This window comes from Streptomyces sp. NPDC006335 (assembly GCF_040612795.1).
Taxonomy (GTDB): domain Bacteria; phylum Actinomycetota; class Actinomycetes; order Streptomycetales; family Streptomycetaceae; genus Streptomyces.
In genome coordinates this window covers 685793-702820 of record NZ_JBEXQX010000002.1, presented here as the reverse complement: position 1 = coordinate 702820, position 17028 = coordinate 685793, and the positions used below count along the sequence as shown (strand labels likewise).

At 71.5% G+C, this 17028-nt stretch carries 15 protein-coding genes; 5 read left to right on the top strand and 10 right to left on the bottom strand.

Translation table 11 applies throughout. From position 1 onward, the window contains the following. Nucleotides 1-121: 121 nt before the first annotated feature. Nucleotides 122-2398 carry an ABC transporter family substrate-binding protein gene (locus ABZ098_RS09135; protein WP_356588761.1) on the bottom strand — a complete coding sequence of 759 codons (2277 nt, stop codon included), beginning with the start codon at nt 2396-2398 and terminating at the stop codon, nt 122-124. A gap of 299 nt (nt 2399-2697) precedes the next feature. Between ABZ098_RS09135 and ABZ098_RS09130 the strand changes: the two genes are divergently transcribed. Genes ABZ098_RS09130 through ABZ098_RS09115 form a run of 4 tightly spaced genes read left to right on the top strand, consistent with a single transcriptional unit; the run spans nt 2698 to nt 6563 of the window. Beyond that, entirely contained in the window at nt 2698-2988 is a 291-nt protein-coding gene (locus ABZ098_RS09130; RefSeq protein ID WP_356588759.1) for a hypothetical protein, read from the top strand. A gap of 19 nt (nt 2989-3007) precedes the next feature. Continuing rightward, a complete protein-coding gene (locus tag ABZ098_RS09125; RefSeq protein ID WP_356588757.1) occupies nt 3008-3844 on the top strand; it encodes a hypothetical protein in 837 nt (278 codons plus the stop codon). A 17-nt stretch (nt 3845-3861) separates the two neighbouring features. Continuing rightward, the gene (locus tag ABZ098_RS09120; RefSeq protein ID WP_356588755.1) at nt 3862-5796 is read left to right on the top strand and encodes a fumarate reductase/succinate dehydrogenase flavoprotein subunit; all 1935 of its coding nucleotides are present in this window, start codon (nt 3862-3864) and stop codon (nt 5794-5796) included. Next, nucleotides 5793-6563 carry a succinate dehydrogenase/fumarate reductase iron-sulfur subunit gene (locus ABZ098_RS09115; RefSeq protein ID WP_356588753.1) on the top strand — a complete coding sequence of 257 codons (771 nt, stop codon included), beginning with the start codon at nt 5793-5795 and terminating at the stop codon, nt 6561-6563. Before ABZ098_RS09120 ends, ABZ098_RS09115 begins: the two co-directional genes overlap by 4 nt. Here ABZ098_RS09115 and ABZ098_RS09110 read toward each other — a convergent pair. Genes ABZ098_RS09110 through ABZ098_RS09100 form a run of 3 tightly spaced genes read right to left on the bottom strand, consistent with a single transcriptional unit; the run spans nt 6544 to nt 8951 of the window. Next, complete coding sequence (locus tag ABZ098_RS09110; RefSeq protein ID WP_356588751.1) at nt 6544-6858, bottom strand: hypothetical protein; 315 nt, start codon at nt 6856-6858, stop codon at nt 6544-6546. The two genes, ABZ098_RS09115 and ABZ098_RS09110, sit on opposite strands and share 20 nt — an antisense overlap. Continuing rightward, nucleotides 6855-7823 carry a phosphotransferase gene (locus tag ABZ098_RS09105; RefSeq protein ID WP_356588749.1) on the bottom strand — a complete coding sequence of 323 codons (969 nt, stop codon included), beginning with the start codon at nt 7821-7823 and terminating at the stop codon, nt 6855-6857. The genes ABZ098_RS09110 and ABZ098_RS09105 overlap by 4 nt, the downstream gene beginning before the upstream one ends. Before the next feature lie 45 nt (nt 7824-7868). Continuing rightward, entirely contained in the window at nt 7869-8951 is a 1083-nt protein-coding gene (locus ABZ098_RS09100) for a hypothetical protein (protein WP_356588747.1), read from the bottom strand. Between the two features lie 80 nt (nt 8952-9031). Here ABZ098_RS09100 and ABZ098_RS09095 point away from each other — a divergent pair, with 80 nt between their 5' ends. Beyond that, nucleotides 9032-10414 carry a hypothetical protein gene (locus ABZ098_RS09095; protein WP_356588745.1) on the top strand — a complete coding sequence of 461 codons (1383 nt, stop codon included), beginning with the start codon at nt 9032-9034 and terminating at the stop codon, nt 10412-10414. Nucleotides 10415-10429: 15 nt separating this feature from the next. On the opposite strand, the gene ABZ098_RS09090 is transcribed toward ABZ098_RS09095, so the two are convergent. From ABZ098_RS09090 to ABZ098_RS09065, 6 genes are all read right to left on the bottom strand, one after another. After that, a complete protein-coding gene (locus tag ABZ098_RS09090) occupies nt 10430-13057 on the bottom strand; it encodes a SpoIIE family protein phosphatase (protein WP_356588743.1) in 2628 nt (875 codons plus the stop codon). A 331-nt stretch (nt 13058-13388) separates the two neighbouring features. Continuing rightward, entirely contained in the window at nt 13389-13796 is a 408-nt protein-coding gene (locus ABZ098_RS09085; protein WP_356588741.1) for an ATP-binding protein, read from the bottom strand. Nucleotides 13797-13921: 125 nt separating this feature from the next. Then, nucleotides 13922-14314, bottom strand: coding sequence for a (deoxy)nucleoside triphosphate pyrophosphohydrolase (locus ABZ098_RS09080; protein ID WP_356588739.1), 393 nt, complete (start codon nt 14312-14314; stop codon nt 13922-13924). A gap of 25 nt (nt 14315-14339) precedes the next feature. Beyond that, nucleotides 14340-14531 (bottom strand): SPOR domain-containing protein, encoded by a 192-nt coding sequence (locus tag ABZ098_RS09075; protein WP_007384464.1) that lies wholly within the window; start codon nt 14529-14531, stop codon nt 14340-14342. Between the two features lie 313 nt (nt 14532-14844). Beyond that, entirely contained in the window at nt 14845-15597 is a 753-nt protein-coding gene (locus ABZ098_RS09070) for a GntR family transcriptional regulator (RefSeq protein WP_280849532.1), read from the bottom strand. 147 nt (nt 15598-15744) lie between these two features. After that, the gene (locus tag ABZ098_RS09065; RefSeq protein WP_356588736.1) at nt 15745-17007 is read right to left on the bottom strand and encodes a DUF4190 domain-containing protein; all 1263 of its coding nucleotides are present in this window, start codon (nt 17005-17007) and stop codon (nt 15745-15747) included. Between the last annotated feature and the right edge of the window lie 21 nt (nt 17008-17028).

The window sequence follows — 17028 nt, the reverse complement described above, 5'->3', positions numbered from 1 at the left end:
CGTACTCCTGGAGTGTGAGGAAGGCCGACGCGTACTTCTGTGTTACGCGGACCCTGCCGGGCTCAACATGCCACGGCCTCACCCCATCGTACGTTGCCTCCTGGGCGGGGGCTCGCCGGGCTCAGTCGGCGGAGGGGCCGGCCGCCGGCTTCGCGCCCTTCTTCAGGAAGCCCATGTCCTCGTAGACCGGTGTCTGGAACCCGAAGGAACCGGCGTTCACCACGTTCTTCTTGGCGGCCGTGAGCTGGGGCCGCTGGTACAGCGGGATGGATCCGGCGGCGGCCCAGATCCGGGAGTCGGCCTTGCGGATCAGGCTCCGGCTCTTTCCCTCGTCGAGCGTGCCGACGGCCTGGTCGAAGAGCTGGTCCACCTGGTCGGTGCCGACCCGGGTGTAGTTCTGCTCGACGTTCAGCGACCCGTCGGCGGCCGGCACCGGCTTCGCGAAGATCGGGCGGGCGTCGGTGGCGGGGAAGGCGGACGCGGGCCAGGAGTACAGCGCGAGGTCGTACTGCCCGGACGCGATGTGGTCCTTGAAGTAGCTCTCGTCGGAGACCTTGGAGATCTCGGTCCGGATACCGACCTTCTCCAGCATCGCGGAGATCCGCCCGGCCACCGTGCGCAGCGTCTGGGACCCCGGCCCCGACGGGAGCACGAACCGCAGGGCGAGCGCCTTGCCGTTCTTGGCCAGCACCTTCGTCGCCGCGTCCGCCGGAGCCGCCGTGCCCTTGGGGGCGTACGCCCCCGGCGCACCGCCCTGCCTCAGCTTGTTCGCGTACTGCTTGCCGTCCTGGGCGAGGTGCCGCGGGCCGGCCCCGCCCTCACGGTGGTCCTTGGGGTCCTTGTCGTCGCTCTTGTCGTCCTCGCCGACGATGTACGTCCCGTCGTCCCCCTTCTCCGAGTCCCGTCCGGCCTTCTCGCCCTCGGAGTCCCGTCCGGCCTTCTCGCCCCCGGAGTCCCGTCCGGCCTTCTCGCCCTCGGCCCCCGCCGCCTTGTCGCCCTTCTTCTTCTCCTTGTCGACCGGTCCGCCGGGCACCCACCCGGCGTCCGCGAGCAGCGCCCGGGCCTCCTTGGCGTCCTGGCCGCCGAGTGCGCCGCTGTTGTCGGCGTAGGCGTCCTGGCCGGAGAGCGCGAGGTGGCTGCCGACCGGCACGGCGGGCAGTCCGAGCGGCGAGAGGACGGCGCCGGCCAGCGCCTTGCGGTCGAGGGCGCGGGCGACGGCCCGGCGGACCCGCTCGTCGGCGAGCGGACCCGAGGCGCCGTTGAGGGCGAGCTGGGTGTAGGCGGGCTCCAGGGACCTGCGGACCTCGAAGCCCTTCAGCGCCGCCTGCTCACGCCGGTAGGCGGCGAGCGCCCTGCGCTCCTTCTGCCGGGCGCTGAGCTCCTCGTCGTCGGCCTCCTCGTCGTCCCCGTGGGCCTCGGCCCAGGAGCGCAGCGCGTCGGCGGCCTCCAGGTTGCCGGAGCGGCGGGCGGGGACTCCGCCCGGGCCCGCGACCGGGCTGCCGCCGGTCTTCGCTCCCGCGCGGGCGGCGAGGCCGATGCGGTCGAGCGCCTCGGGATCGATCTCGGCGAGCTCGATCGCGCCGGCGGCCAGCGCGGCGGTCCGCTCGTCGCGCGGTACGGCGCGCAACACGATCTCGTCCAGCTTGGCGGGGTGGCCCCACCAGCGCGGATTGCGGGCGAGGGTGACCTCGTCCTCCTTGCGGTCGACCTTCTTCACCTGGAAGGGACCGGCGGTGATCTTGAGCTTCTTGCGGGCGGAGTCGTTGAAGGAGTCCGGGGTGCCCATGACGTCCTTCGGGTACAGCGGCGAGAACAGCGAGCGCCAGTCGGCGTACGGCCGCGCGAAGGTGACCCGGACCTCCAGGTCGTCGACCCCGCGTTCGATCTTCTCGATGCGCTCGTAGCCGGCGTTGCGGGCGGTCCAGTACGCGGAGTCCTTGCCGGACAGGGCGCGCCACTGGGCGGCGAAGTCGGCGGCGCCGATCTCCCGGCCGTCGCTCCACACGGCCTGCTGGTTCAGCTTGTACAGCACGACCTGCCGGGGCTCGGTCTCGACGACCTTGGCCGACTCCAGGTAGTCGGGGTTGACCTGCGGTCGCCCGTTCGCGTCGAGCCGGTACATCGACGGCAGGACCGCCTGGGCGACGGTGGTGGTGGTCGCGTCCGCGTCCGCCTGGAAGGTGTTCAGGGTCTCGGGGACGGCGTCCACGGCCCAGTGCAGAGTGCCGCCGTCGGCGACCTGGTCGCGGGCGGCGGGCGCGATGTCCTGCTCCGCGAGCGGCTTGCTGGTCTTCTCATCGGAACTGCACCCGGAGAGCGCGGTCACCGCGAGCGCGCCCGCGGTGAGGAAGCCGACCGAGCGCGTGACCGCGCGCAGGGCGACGCCGTTGTGGGACATCTCTGCTTACCTCCGGGAGCCACGGGCGTTATGATCACTTTTGGCGGTATATGGAGCTGATCACATCTATTGCGGCCACTGAAGAGGAAAGGGTTCGGCAACGGACGGCGACACGGCGACAACGACCGGGAAGCCCACCCGTGCGGCGCAATCGACGGCGCACGAGGGGCGCGCACGGAGGCACACGATCCGCCAATCCATGCACGTCCCTTCACACCGGCAGGTGTGACGCGCAACACTCGCAGGCGCATGACCGTTCCCGTCCAGGGCATCCCCGCCCACGGAAGTGAGGTCACGTCATGTCCGTGAACGACGAACTGGCAGCGGCCCAGCGCTCGCTCGACGAGGTGCTCAGGTACGTCAAGCGCCTGGAGCAGCAGCTGGGCAGCAACGGTCTGGAGATGCGCCGTGTGCGGATCGACGCCGACCGCCTGCGCGAGAGCCTCGCGCTGCTGAGGGAGACCGACCCGGCGCTGGCCAAGGCCCGCCGCCCGGATCTCGTCTCCATCTCCGACACCCCGTACGACAACACCCTGTGGACGGACTCGGACGACGAGGGACTCGGCGCCCGCGACCGCCGAGCCCCCTGAACCCGACCGGAGTCAAGCGTTGGCCACTGGTACGGAACCCCCCGACACCGAATCCCATACCGTGAGCGGCGGCGTACGCACCGGTACGCGCGCCGCGATCGACGCCCCGCATCTGCGCACCGACCGCTGGTGGCTGGCGCCCGCGGCCACGGCCGCCGGGCTGCTCGCCTTCATCGTGTACTCGACCTGGCGGGCCTTCGCCGACACGGACTACTACGCGGCCCCGTACGTCTCGCCGTTCTACTCCCCCTGCCTCGCCGAGCGCTGCGCGCCCATGCGCCACGGCCCCAACTGGGAGATCTTCGGCGGCTGGTGGGGGATCTCCCCCGCGATCATCATCCTGATCTTCCCGCTCGGCTTCAGGCTGACCTGCTACTACTACCGCAAGGCCTACTACCGGGGCTTCTGGGCGTCCCCGCCGGCCTGCGCGGTGGCCGAGCCGCACAAGAAGTACACCGGTGAGACCCGCTTCCCGCTGATCCTGCAGAACATCCACCGGTACTTCTTCTACGCCGCGATCCTGGTCGCCGGCATCCTGACCTACGACACCGTGCTCGCCTTCCGCGACGAGCACTACGCGTGGGGCCACATGGGCCTCGGCACCCTGGTGTTCCTGGTCAACATCGTGCTGATCTGGGCGTACACCCTCTCCTGCCACTCCTGTCGGCACATCGTGGGCGGCAAGCTCAAGCACTTCTCGAAACACCCCGTGCGCTACAGGGCCTGGCAGCTCGTCGGGAAGCTGAACGCCCGGCACATGCAGCTCGCCTGGGCGTCGCTGGTGAGCGTGGCGCTCGCCGACTTCTACGTCTTCCTGGTCGCCTCGGGCGCTTTCGACGATCCGCGCTTCTTCTAGATTGAAGGTGCCTTCTGATGTCCGTGGTCGACCGGCAGGAGTGGGACGTCGTGGTGGTGGGCGCCGGGGGTGCCGGTCTCCGCGCCGCCATCGAGGCCCGCGAGCGCGGTGCCCGTACGGCCGTGATCTGCAAGTCCCTGTTCGGCAAGGCGCACACCGTGATGGCCGAGGGCGGCATCGCGGCCAGCATGGGCAACGCCAACGAGAACGACAACTGGCAGGTGCACTTCCGCGACACCATGCGCGGCGGCAAGTTCCTCAACCAGTGGCGGATGGCCGAGCTGCACGCCCAGGAGGCCCCGGACCGGGTCTGGGAGCTGGAGACCTGGGGCGCCCTGTTCGACCGCACCAAGGACGGCCGGATCTCCCAGCGCAACTTCGGCGGCCACGAGTACCCGCGCCTGGCCCACGTCGGCGACCGCACGGGCCTCGAACTGATCCGCACGCTCCAGCAGAAGATCGTGTCCCTCCAGCAGGAGGACAAGAAGGAGACCGGCGACTACGAGTCGCGCCTCAAGGTCTACCAGGAGTGCACGGTCACGCGGGTGCTGAAGGACGGCTCCCGCGTCTCCGGGGTCTTCGCCTACGACCGTGAGACCGGCCGTTTCTTCGTCCTGGAAGCCCCGGCCGTGGTGATCGCGACCGGTGGCATCGGCAAGTCCTTCAAGGTGACGTCGAACTCGTGGGAGTACACCGGCGACGGGCACGCGCTGGCGCTGCTCGCGGGCGCGCCCCTGCTGAACATGGAGTTCGTGCAGTTCCACCCGACCGGGATGGTCTGGCCCCCGTCGGTGAAGGGCATCCTCGTCACCGAATCGGTCCGCGGCGACGGCGGGGTGCTGCGCAACTCCGAGGGCAAGCGGTTCATGTTCGACTACGTCCCGGACGTCTTCAAGGAGAAGTACGCCGAGTCGGAGGAGGAGGGCGACCGCTGGTACGAGGACCCGGACCACAACCGGCGTCCCCCCGAGCTGCTCCCCCGTGACGAGGTCGCCCGTGCGATCAACGCCGAGGTGAAGGCGGGCCGCGGCTCCCCGCACGGCGGGGTCTTCCTGGACGTCTCGACCCGGATGCCCGCCGAGGTCATCCGGCGCCGGCTGCCCTCCATGTACCACCAGTTCAAGGAGCTGGCCGACGTCGACATCACGGCGGAGGCGATGGAGGTCGGGCCGACCTGTCACTACGTGATGGGCGGCGTCGCGGTCGAGTCGGACACGGCGGCGGCGCGCGGAGTGCCGGGGCTGTTCGCGGCCGGTGAGGTCGCGGGCGGCATGCACGGCTCGAACCGGCTCGGCGGGAACTCGCTCTCCGACCTGCTGGTGTTCGGGCGCCGCGCGGGCTGGCACGCGGCGGAGTACGCGACCGGGCTCGCCGCGGCACGTCCGCCGGTGGACGAGGCCCAGGTCGACGCGGCGGCGGCCGAGGCGCTCAGGCCGTTCTCGGCGGAGGGCGTCGAACCCGCCGTAGGACCTCCGGAGAACCCCTACACACTCCACCAGGAGCTCCAGCAGGCGATGAACGACCTGGTCGGCATCATCCGCCGCGAGGGCGAGATGGAGCAGGCCCTGGAGAAGCTCGCGGAGCTTCGGGTACGAGCCCGGCGGGCCGGGGTCGAGGGGCACCGGCAGTTCAACCCGGGCTGGCACCTCGCGCTCGATCTCCGGAACATGCTGCTGGTCAGCGAGTGTGTGGCGCGGGCCGCGCTGGAGCGGACCGAGTCGCGCGGCGGCCACACCCGTGAGGACCATCCGGGGATGGACCGCGAGTGGCGCCGCGTCAACCTGCTGTGCCGACTGACCGATCCCACGGGCGGGTTGGCGGCGACCGACCCCGTCCGGGGCCAGATCGACCTCACCCGTGAGACCACCGACCCCATCCGCGCCGACCTGCTCGCCCTCTTCGACAAGGAGGAGCTGGTCAAGTACCTCGCCGAAGAGGAGCTGTACGAATGAGCGGCTACACGGCCCACTTCAAGGTGTGGCGGGGCGATGTGAAGGGCGGCGACCTGGAGGACTTCAAGGTCGAGGTCAACGACGGCGAGGTGGTGCTGGACATCATCCACCGCCTCCAGGCCACCCAGGCGCCCGACCTCGCCGTCCGCTGGAACTGCAAGGCGGGCAAGTGCGGTTCGTGTTCGGCGGAGATCAACGGACGGCCCCGGCTGATGTGCATGACCCGCATGTCGGTGTTCACGCAGGAGGAGACGATCACCGTCACTCCGCTGCGGGCCTTCCCGGTGGTCCGGGACCTGGTCACGAACGTCGGCTTCAACTACCAGAAGGCGCGCGAGGTCCCGGCGTTCGTGCCGCCGTCCGGTCTCGAGCCGGGCGAGTACCGGATGATGCAGGAGGACGTGGACCGCTCACAGGAGTTCCGCAAGTGCATCGAGTGCTTCCTGTGCCAGGACACCTGCCATGTCGTGCGCGACCACGAGGAGAACAAGACGGCGTTCGCGGGCCCGCGCTTCCTCATGCGGGTGGCGGAGCTGGACATGCACCCGCTGGACGCGGCGGAGGAGTCCGGCCTGGACCGGAAGAAGACGGCCCAGGACGAGCACGGGCTCGGCTACTGCAACATCACCAAGTGCTGCACGGAGGTCTGCCCCGAGGGCATCAAGATCACGGACAACGCGCTGATCCCCTTGAAGGAGAGGGCCGTCGACCGCAAGTACGACCCGCTGGTGTGGCTGGGCTCGAAGATCAGGAGGAGGTCTTCCTAGCGGGCTTCAGCGACTGCCGCTGGACGTACAGCCCCGCGGCGAACGCGGCCATGCCGCTCATCGCGACCGGGAAGTTCCCCATGTCCGGCCCCTGGAGCGGGCCGACGAACAGGTACGTGCCGATCCCGGCCATCGCGACCAGGGTGCCGTAGCCCCACACCCGGGGCCGCAGCACCTTGGCCCGTCCGCGGCCCGGCGCGATCCACCCGGTGGTGATCGCGGCCAGGGAGAGCACCGCCCCGGCCGTCAGGACCAGCACCGCGAGAACCACCAGCGTCACGTGCACATCGATCATCGTCCCACGAGCTCCAGCACCCTGACCAGGTTGTGTTCCGCGATCTCCCGCATCCCCTCGGGGTTCGGGAAGTCGCCCTCGAGCAGGCGGAGGGGGCCGGCGACCAGGGACAGGTGCAGGGCTAGGCGGTACAGGCGCATCCGGTCCTCGTCCAGGTCGGGGACGCCGAGGGCGTCGTAGTGCGGACCGAGACGGATCCGCAGGAAGACGTGCTCCCACTCGACGTCGAAGTACATGAGTCCTTCGACGTCGATCAGGGCGGGCCGCCCCCGGTCGTCCAACAGGACGTGGTCCGCGCCCAGTTCGCCGTGGACGAGAGTGTGCCGGTCGCGGGGTCGTACCGCCGCCGCGAGCCGGCGCACGGTCTCTTCCACCTCGTCCCGTACGACGGCGATCCGGGTGTCCCGGACGGCGGCCCGCTCGATGTCCCGCAGGGCTCCTTCGGTGACGCGCTCCACGGCCGAACCCGCCGACGAGGTACCGCCGTTGTCGACGAGGCCGACCTTGCCGAAGGCGGGGCCCTCCTGTGCGTGCAGGGTCGCCAGCTCGTCGGCGAACCGCTCCAGCGCGGCCCGCCCGGCGACCGGGTCCCGCTCCAGGGCTTCCTCCAGGCTGCCTCCCCGCAGGTCCTCGACGACCACGGCGTCCCTGGTGGTGTCGGCGTACAGGAGGCGCGGGGTGCGGACACCGGCGGCGACCAGCCGGTCGTGGGCGGCCGTGAACACCTCGGGACCGGAGCCGGCGGAGAACGGGTCGCGGGGGTCGGCGGGGCCGGCGTCCCAGTAGTCCTCGTCCGCCGACCAGACGTAGGCGACGACGGTGGTGCCGTCGTCGAGGGAGAGCCGGTAGACACCCTTCCTGGTGCCTCCGCGCAGACGTTCGGCGGCGGTGAGCGAACGGCCGGTCGCCACTCGGGCAAGAGGCGCGAGGTCGTCGCGGGTGAGGTGTCTGCGGGTGACGGTCACCGGGCAGATCGTGGCAGGGCGGCGCGCCGGACCGCAGCTGGTTTTCTAGCGGACCCAGTCCTTCTCGTACGCCGTCCAGTCCGCTTCCCTGGCCGCGAAGTCGACGTACAGCGCCACCCCGAAGTTCGCGCGGTCCGCGTCCGTGCGGGAGAGGCCGAGGCGGACGCCCCGGACGGCCGCGGGGACGGTCTCGGCGAAGGCCCAGTGGTCGAAGTTGTTCTCCTGGTAGAAGGGCAGGCCCATCAGCAGGTCGGTGGAGTCCGGGGTCACCTCCAGGGCCAGCGAGGTCTGCTGGGCCACGTAACCGCCGTACAGGCTCTCCAGCGGTGTACTCGTGTCGTAGGACATCACCGCGATCTGGTCGACCCGTCGTGCGACCTGCCCGAAGTACGCCTGCGACCACCACTTGGGGTGCCCGGCGAGCGTCCCCGCCACGGAGTGCAGCGCGGGCAGCGGGTCGATCTGGTGGGCGGCGACCGAGAGGGGGACGCCACGGGCGCGGGTGACCTCGTGGAGGGCGTCGAGGAGGTCGAGGTAGTGCTCGTCGCCGGAGTGCAGGGGCTCCAGGTCGAAGTGGGCGCCGTCGAACCCGGCGGCGAGGATCTGGCGGGTGGAGCGGACGACGGCGGCGCGGGTGTCCTTCTCGGCGAGGCGCATGCCGTCCGGGCTCTCGGTGGCGAGCTTGTCGCCGAGCCAGGCCTGGACGCGGATGCCGGGGGCCGCCTCGTGCACGGCGCCGATCAGCCAGCGCGCCCTCGGGTACGCCGACGCGGGCAGCGTCCCGTCGTGTTCCAGGGGCCCCGCGTGGACGTACAGGTCCCGGATCCCGGTGTCGCTCAGGCGCCGGGCGAGGGCCCTGACGTCGGCGTCGGTCTTGCGGCCGTCCACCCAGGCGTGCCCGAGCCAGATCGCGTCCTTGCCCCGGGTGCGGGTGCCGTCGGCGAGGTCGCCGGCGTAGTTCAGGCGAAGGGCGACGGCGACGGACAGGAGGGGGACGAGGACGACGAGCGCGAGCCCGATGACGCTCCAGCGGACCCAGCGGCGGCGCCTCGGCACCGGCACCGGCGTCGGCGCTTCCTTCTCCGCCTCGCCGTCCGCGTCGGCCCGTACGTCCCGCGCCTGTGACATCCGCTCCCCCATCCGCTCGCGTACCCCCGCCCGTCCCACCCCGCTCGCGCCCCCGCATCCCGGCCCATACGCTCCGAAATGTGACGCCATCCTTGGTACGGGGCCGACCGCGGCGGGGCCGCTCGCACATATCCGTGCGGGTGGCGCACGCCCTGCTGGGTGTGGTGGCCGGGGTCGTGTGGCTGGTGTTGCCATGGATGACGATCAACGACGACGCTCCGGTTGCGGACGCCCGCGTCAGCGCCGCCGCCCCGGCCGCGGACGAGTCCTCCGGCACCGACCTCGTCCTGCCGGTCGCCGCCCTCGCCGTGGTGGCGGTCCTCGCCGCCTACGGCGCGGTCCGCCGCACACGCCGTACCCGCCGCCGTACGACACCGGCGGCCGCCGGCACGACCCACGTCGGCGCGTACCCCTCCCCCGCGGCCACGCCCCCGCTCGCCGGCCTCGACGAGCGCTCCCGGGCCGCGCTGGTCGACGCCGACAACCGTCTGCGCACACTCCGCGAGGAACTCACCTTCGCCGAGACCGGGTCGGACCCCGACGCGGTGACCCCGCTCACCCGGGCGGCCGAGGCGGCGGAGGCCGAACTGACGGCGGCGTGCGCGATACGGCGACGGTACGAGGAGGGCGTACCGGAGGAGGCGGCCGCGCTCGCCGGGGTCGTGGGCCGCTGCGAGGAGGCCGGGCGGCGACTGTCCGGGGCGGCGGAGAGCCTGCGCGTCCTGCGGGGGCTGGACCGCGATCCCGCCGCGGCCCTGGCGTCCGCCGAGACCCGATTCCGTGACCTGACCGCCCGCACGGCCGGGGCGGAGACCGGGCTCCTGGACGACTCCGTCACCGGGTACGTCGAGTCGGCCAAGGACAGCCTGGTCACCGCCACCGTCCACCTCAACCAGACCCACCAGGCCACCGCCTCCGGCCGTACCGACGAGGCGGCCGGGCACCTGCGCGCGGCGGAGACCGCGATCGCCCGGGCGGACGTGCTGGTGACGGCCGTGACCCGGCTGCGCGAGACGCGCGCCGAGGCCGCCCGGCTGATCCCGCCCGCCCTCACCGGCGCGGAGGCGGAACTGGCGCCCTTCCGTGACAGCACCGCGTACGAGGGCGAGACGTACGCCCTGCTCCTGCACGCCGACGCGGTCCTCGCCGCCGTACGCCGGGAGACGACGTCCGGACAGCCGTACGATCCGCTCGGCGTCCTGCGCCGGATCGTGCACGCGACCGCGCCCCTGGCGACCGGGCGGTCCGGGGTGCTGGAGGTGGCCGCGCTGCTGGTGGCGCGGGAGTCCGTGGCCGCGGCGGACGACTACGTGGGCGTGCACCGCGAGGCGGTCGGCGCCGGGCCCCGTGTCCTGCTGTCGGAGGCACGGCTGACCGACGAGCTCCCGCGGGCGGACGCCCTGGCCCGCGAGGCGCGTGACCTCGCCGAACGGGACGTACGCCTGCGCGGGCACCCCGCCTAGAGACAGGCCCGGGACTCAGAACAGGCTCAGCAAGGCCTCCGCCGGGTCCACCATGCCGTTCTCCCCGTCCGGCAGCGGCAGTTCGAACCACACCGTCTTGCCGCGCGGGGTCCGGCGGGAGCCCCAGGCCGCGCTGAGCAGGCCGACCAGTTGCAGGCCGCGGCCGCCCTCGTCGGTGTCGCGGGCGCGGCGGCGGCGGGGCTGGACGAGACCGGAGTCCCAGACCTCGCAGACCAGGGTGCGGTCGAGGAGGAGCCGGAGCCGGATGTCGCCCTCGCCGTACCGCAGGGCGTTGGTGACCAGTTCGCTGACCAGGAGTTCCGTGGTGTCGACCAGGGGTTCCAGGTCCCAGCTCAGCAGCTGGCCGCGGGCGTACTCGCGGGCCCGGCCCACACTGCGCGGCTCGCGCGGGAGGGTCCAGTCGCCGACCGAGTCGGCGGGCAGCCCCTGGACACGTGCCATCAGCAGCGCGATGTCGTCCTCGCCGTGGTGGGTGTCGAGGGTGTTGAGGACGTGGTCGCACACGTCCTCCAGCGGGGCGGAGGGGTCGGTGAGCGCTCCGACGAACGCCTGGAGCCCTTCGTCGAGGGGGTGATCGCGGCTTTCGACCAGTCCATCCGTGTAGAGCGCGAGCAGGGCGCCTTCGGGTAGTTCGACCTCGACCTCCTCGAAGGGCTCGCCGCCGACGCCGAGCGGCATGCCGGGCGGCACGTCGAGCATCAGCGCGTCCTCGCCGGGCTCGACCAGCACGGGCGGCAGATGGCCCGCGTTGGCGAAGGTGCAGCGGCGGGTCACCGAGTCGTAGACGGCGTAGACGCAGGTCGCCAGGTACACCTCGGACAGGTCCGCCTCACGGGGGCGGCGGGCCGCGCGGGTGGCCTGCTGGACGCCGCCGGGGGCGCCGAGGCCGCGGGCGATCTCGTCCAACGCGGAGAGGACTTCGGCCGGTTCGAGGTCCAGCAGGGCCAGGGTGCGGACGGCGGAGCGGAGTTCGCCCATCGCCACGGCCGCGCGCAGACCACGGCCCATCACGTCGCCGACCACCAACGCGGTGCGGTGTCCCGGCAGTTCGATGACGTCGAACCAGTCGCCGCCGACCTCGCTGGGGCGGTCCGCGGAGGAGTTGCCGGGCAGGTAGCGGCAGGCGATGTCCAGTCCGGAGGCGACCGGGTCGCCGGGGGGCAGCAGGGACCGCTGGAGTATCAGCGCCCGTTCGTGCTCCCGCCGGTACAGGCGCGCGTTGTCGATGCAGACCGCGGCACGGGCCGCCAGCTCCACCGCCAGATCCCGGTCCCGGTCCCCGAACGGCTCGCTGCCCTTGGTCCGGGAGAACTGCGCGAGTCCTACGACGGTGTCGTGGGCGACCATCGGCACCGCGAGCGTGGACTGCACGAGGCCGCCGTCCTCGGCCGGGATGTACTGCGGGCGGGCGGTGCGCAGGGCGTCCGCGCAGGGCGAGTTGAAGGGGTAGTGGTGGACCGCGCCGACCGAGACGGGGGCGCCGGAGCCGGCGAACGGGGCGTCGGAGACCGCGCTGGCGAAGGCCACCCGGCGCAGTTCGGCGCTGCCGTCGGCGAGCCCGGGCGGGGTCTCGTCGCCTGCCAGCAGGCCCTGGTAGAGGTCGACGGTGGCCAGGTCGCAGAAGCCGGGGACGACGACGTCGAGGAGTTCGCGGGCCGTGGTCTCCAGGTCGAGGGAGTTCCCTATGCGGGCGCCGGCCTCGTTCAGGAGGGCGAGATTGCGCCGGGCGGCGGCGGCCTCGCGGGCGGCGGCGCGGCGGGCGGTGATGTCGGTTCCCAGCCAGGCGATGCCGATGGGCCGGCCGGACCCGCTGCGCACCCGGTACAGGTTGATGGACCAGTGGCGGCGCTCGTCGGAGCCGGGCAGAAAGCCCGTGACGTGCATGTCCGTGATGGAGTCGCCGGTCTCCAGGACCCGGCGCAGGGTCGCGGTGACCCGCTCGGCCTCGGGGCGCGGCAGATAGTCGTGGACACCCTTGCCGCGGTGGTCGTCAGGGGTGCCGCCGAAGAGGGAGGCGAAACGGTAGTTGACGCGGCGGACCCGCAGCTCGGGGTCGATCAGCACGAACCCGAAGGGAGATTGACCGAATATCGCCTGCGAGGCGGCCAGGTCGGTTTCGATGCTGCGCAGCGTGCGCACGTCCACGACGATGCAGACGGCGGCCTTCTCGCCCTCCTCGGTCCGCGTCGGCATGACGTAGACCTCGGCGAGCCCTTCCCGGCCGGACTCGCCGTCGGCAGCCGACGGCGGCACCCGGAAGGGGACCACACCCGTCCACTCGCGGCCGTCCAGGATCTCGGCCATCTTGCGCTGGCCCTGCGCGCGCAGGTCCTGGTCGATGAAGGCCTCGATGGGGTCCATGCCGACGGCGTGCTCGGCGGGGATGCCGAAGAGCTGCTCGGCACGCAGGCTCCACTGGTCGACGAGACCGTCGGGGCCTATGGAGAAGGACGCGACCTTGATGTAGTCGTAGATCGAGCCGGGCGGGCTGCTCTGCCACATGGCGTCCCCGGACGGCGCGTCGCCGTGACGGAGGTCCACCACGGCAGCATCCGCGGCCTCCGCCCTCGCGCCGTCCGACGGGTCCTTCGACTCCGTGGCCTTCGCTGGTATCTCGCTCACGCGAACCGTCCCCTCCAGCTCACCGCGTCCGGTACCGGTCACCGGGGGCGGCTGCCCGCAGTATCCAGCACTACGGCGCCGCACAACACGGTGTTCACGATCACAGCACGATCCCGACGGTTTTCGGTCCGGGCTGCGACAACACTTCCAGTCTTCTAACCAGCGGACACGACCTCGAATCACGTCTGCCGACAACCGCCACTGGCCTGAACCAGTCGATGGACAGCGAGCGGGGTGCCGTACAGGTGTTCCCGCCCTTGTCGGTTTTCATGATCTTCACTTCTCGGTGTTCATGATCTTCATGGTGTTCTTCGCCGCCGTCAGGTGCCGTTCACCCCGGCACCGAGAGCTCGAACCAGACCGTCTTGCCCGTGGTGCCGGGGCGGGTGCCCCAGCGGCGGGCGGCGTGGGCGACCAGTTGCAGGCCCCGGCCGCTCTCGTCGTCCAGGTCGGCGACGCGTTCACGGGGCGGGTCGGGGAGGGGGTCGGAGACCTCGACCAGGAGGACACCGCCGACGCCTTCGGGACGGACCAGCCGGACGCCGATGGGACCGGTGGCGTGCCGCAGGGAGTTGGTCACCAGCTCGCTGACCAGCAGGGCGGCGATGTCCGCGAGGCCGTCGAGACGCCAGGCGGTCAGCCGGTTCCGGACGGCCGTCCGGGCGGCGCGTACGGCGCCCGGGTCCGCCGGGAAAGTCCACTTGGCGCAGTCGCCTTCGGTGTCGATCACGCCGATCACATCCCGGGCCAGCCCATGTCCGCTTTCGTGGGGTTAAGGGGCACATACCCGATATCAGGGGTGCGGTACCGCGGCGAATGGCGTAAGTGGGGCGCACCCGAGAGTTCGGGCAGCCGCCCGCGCCCCTAAAGGGCCTTCAGCGCGCCGATCGCTTCCACGTCCTGGTCCAGCCAGTCCACGTCCCAGATCTCCGCCGGCGTCAGCCAGCGCAGTTCGTCGTGGTCCTGGAGGGGCTTCGGTTCGGCGGAACCCGGGAGCAGGCGGGCCCGCCACGCCTGGAGGACATACGGAGGCCTCAGCGGCCACTCGCCGGGGACGCGCTCCACCGCCTCCGCGTCCACACCCAGTTCCTCGCGCAGTTCGCGGGACAACGCCTCCTCGGGCGTCTCACCCCGCTCCACCTTGCCGCCCGGCAGCTCCCAGCGGCCGGACAGTTCGGGAGGTGCGCTGCGGCGGGCTGCGAGGAGGCGGTCGCCGTCGTACAGGGCGGCCGCCACCACCACGATCCGTTCCGTCATGCGCCGGAGCCTACGACAGGCTCCGTCAGTCGGCCGAACTCGCGCCGTTCGGGCCGATGCGCTCGACCCAGTAGAGCTGTTTGTGGCCGCGGGCATCGAGGCTGTCGGCGATCTTCTGGGCCTCGGCCCGGGTCGCGTACCTGCCCACGCGGTAGCGATTGCCGTTGTCGTCCTGCCGTATGACGAGCCAGGGAAGAGTGATCGTGCCGTCGTTCACCGCGCCCCACCGCTCCTTCCCGACCTGCGTCGAGCCCCACCCGATAAGGAAACCGCACTCCGCATATGCCCGAGCCTACGCCCAACCTTTACGCAGCGAACACGCGTTTTCACAAAGAGGTACGCAACCAGCCAGGACGGACTCCTCCGGCAGGGGCGCACACCGATGAACACGCCCCCGGTGGACGGCGGTGCCCCCCGTCGGCGAGGCCTCCGGAACAGCGGTATCGACCTGCCAGAACGGCCGAATTCGAACGGCGTTCGCCTGGGCTCCGGTTGCGTGTTCGCCCCGGGCAACTTCCCCGGGGCGCGCGCTACTTCACCGGAAGGTGGTACGCGACCTGGTAACGGTCGGCCGGAATGACCACGTCGGCCGTCTCCACCGGCCGGCCCGAGGCGTAGTAGGTGCGGTGGACCACGAGGACGACATGCCCGGGGACACCACCCAGGGCGAGCAGCTCCTCGGCGAGGCCGGGGCGGGCGCCCACCTCCTCGGTGACGTTGTCCACGACGACGTCGATGGCGGCCATGCGCTCGACCACGCCCATGCCACCGAGGGGGCCTTCCTCGGGGAGCATCACGGGAGTGCGCCCGGTGACCGCGAGGGGCTCCCAGGAGGTGGAGAGCATGATCGGCTCACCCGCCTCCCGGAACACGTACTTGGTGCACATCACCCGGTCACCGGCCCGGATGGCGAGCCGCTCGGCGATCACCGCCGAGGCCTCGGTCTGCCGGCTGCTGGACTCCCAGGTACCGCGACCCTCCCCGTCGGCCTGCTCCTGCCGGAAGGGGGTGGCACCGGACGCCGGGCGGTAGCCGGAGCGGGCGATGCGTCGGGGCACGGGCCGCTCGCGCACGTACGTCCCGGAGCCGGAGCGGCCCTCGACCAGGCCTTCTGCCATCAGCACCTTGCGGGCCTCCAGCGCCACGGTGTCCGAGACGCCGTACTCCTCGCGGATTCTGGCCTGGGACGGCAGGCGGGTGTGCGGTGGCAGCGAACCGTCGACGATCTTCTTGCGGAGATCACCCGCGACGCGCAGGTACGCCGGCTGCTCACCGAATGTCACTGGCCGCTCCCATCAGGTTGTACAGACAGCAACAGCCTGGCAACCGTGGGTTGGCCCATGCAAGCAAAGGCCAGAGAATCACTCGATGTGATGACATGTGCCGGTGGTGGGCTTTACGCAGGCACTTTCTCCCCGCTATGGCGGCGATCACACATTGAGTTCGCCACCGCTCCGCTCGCCGCTCCCGTCGCCGCCCTCCTCGTCGTACGTCGGCCGCTTCGTGGCCAGCCCCAGAGCCTTGCGTGCGGTGACCGTGCTGGGGCCGTCGACGTACTCGTAGCCCTTGTCGTAGTGGATGTAGAAGGCGTCCACGTCGTCGTCCTCCGCCGCGGCGACCGCCTTCTCCCACTCGTCGCGGGCGTCCTCCATGTCCTTCACCAGGGCCGCGACCTGCTTGTCGGCCTTGGCCGGCCAGGAGTGCGCGCGGAGCGCCCTGATCTGCTGGTCCAGGCTGTCGTGGACGTCCCGCGACCAGGTCCGGTAGCCGGGCAGATCGTCCTCCGGGTAGTCCTCGGGCTCCTCCCACAGCACGGTGTCGAGGGCGTTGAGGGACTTGAGGAGGGCGACCTGCGAGCCGTCGAGCGTGCTCTCGTCGGCGCGCAGCGAGCCGGTCAGGGTCGCGTTCTCGTCGGTGTTGCCGAAGATGCAGGTGACCTCGCGGTCACCGAGTCGCCAGCTCTGCCGGGTCGGGCCGAAGTAGTACACGTCGACGTCCGAGGGCAGCGCCCAGGTGTCCATGGCATAGGTCTCCTGGAGCGGGTAGCACTTCTCGTCGGCCGCGTCGGAGACCGCGCTGTCCCCCGGGAAGGCGGAGCCGCCGGTCATCCGGAACTCGCCGAACACCTCGCCGTCGTGCTCACCCGCGCAGGGCACCTCGTCGACGTCGTAGGTCAGGCCTTCGAGCGATTCCCCCGGCGCGTCGAAGCACTGGCCCTTGACCACGGAGAAGGCCGTACCCTCCGTCGCGCCCTTCTTGAACTCGTCCCAGGCGTCGGAGAACCCGCCGGTGGCGAGCGCCGTCACGAACAGGGCGAGCCCGAGCGACGACAGGATCGACCCGGCGATCGCCAGTCCCTTGCCGGACTGGCCCTTCTTCTTGATCTGCGCGAGCGCGATCAGGCCGAGCACCAGTCCCACGGCCGGGAAGCAGCACAGGACGCCGAGCACCAGGGAGGCGACGGCGAGACCGTTGACGGAGGAGGGGCGGGCGTAGGGGCTGTAGCCCTGCCCCCAGGCCTGGTAGGGCGGGCCATAGGGTTGCCCGTACTGCTGCCCGTAGGGCTGTTGCCCGTACGGCTGCTGCCCATACGGCTGCTGTCCCTGCGGCGGCGGCCCGTACGGGTCCGGGGCCGGGGACGGCCCCTGGGCGGGGTCGGGCTGGTGGGGCCCAGGGGGCGGGGGTATGGACACGGGTTCCGTGCTCCTGGTTCA